This is a genomic window from Vulcanisaeta sp. JCM 14467 (genome assembly GCF_001316245.1).
Lineage (GTDB): Archaea > Thermoproteota > Thermoprotei > Thermoproteales > Thermocladiaceae > Vulcanisaeta.
Map to the genome: position 1 here is coordinate 1 of NZ_BBDM01000024.1, position 798 is coordinate 798.

General features: G+C 47.7%; 1 pseudogene. It reads left to right on the forward strand.

From position 1 onward, the window contains the following. Window positions 1-29: 29 nt before the first annotated feature. Window positions 30-798: pseudogene (locus tag JCM14467_RS14290) on the forward strand (hypothetical protein); the annotation flags it as partial.

Genomic DNA, 798 nt, shown 5'->3' on the forward strand with positions numbered 1-798 from the left:
TTTGGGAGGCGTGGTGGATTGAGGAAATAATGGACGAATGGTTAGAGAAGCGTGACAGGCTTGAGGTCCAGTTAAGGGGTAAGTACGGTGATGAGGTTGTCAATGCAATCACGGGGCTTGTCGACAAGTTCATAAGCTACAACGAGCAGTTCTTGAACTACTGGCGTGAAGTCGGCAATGAGGTTGAGAAGCTAATTGATGACTTAATGAGCGGTAGGGCTGAGGTCATTATTTGGTATAATGCATCAGGAGCAAGCGTGCATTATAGTCACGTGACACTGGATGTGAATAGGACGAGCACAAGCGGCGTAATAGTTCACCTGGTGCTTAATAGACTTGAGGGTGTGACCATAATGGTGCCCGACATTCTCATTAAGACAATGAGTGAGGAGGAGTACAGGAAGTTCGTTAATGATGTGCTTAGGGCGTTGGAGGGTGGTTTTGAGGAGACTGACGGATTCATTAATGAGGGTAAGGTAGGCATGGGAACTAGTCAGACTTGGCAAGCCATTGTTTGGTCGCTTCTTTACCCAGGCGAGAATTACGTGCATGTAAAAGCGGTTAATGTCAATGAGGGTGGCTTGACGATTACGTGGCGTTTAAGGACTAACCATGACCCGCTTAAGGGGAGGATCCTCAATGACGTTGAGAAGCTCGGTGAGGAGGAGTTATTGGCGTTTATGTTGGGTGCGATACTTGGTGATGGCTATGCAGATGTTGAGGAGCTCAAAATCAATGGCCGCGTCTATGATGAGGCCGTGGTTAAGATTACGATGGCAGATGGGGAGTTCGATAGGT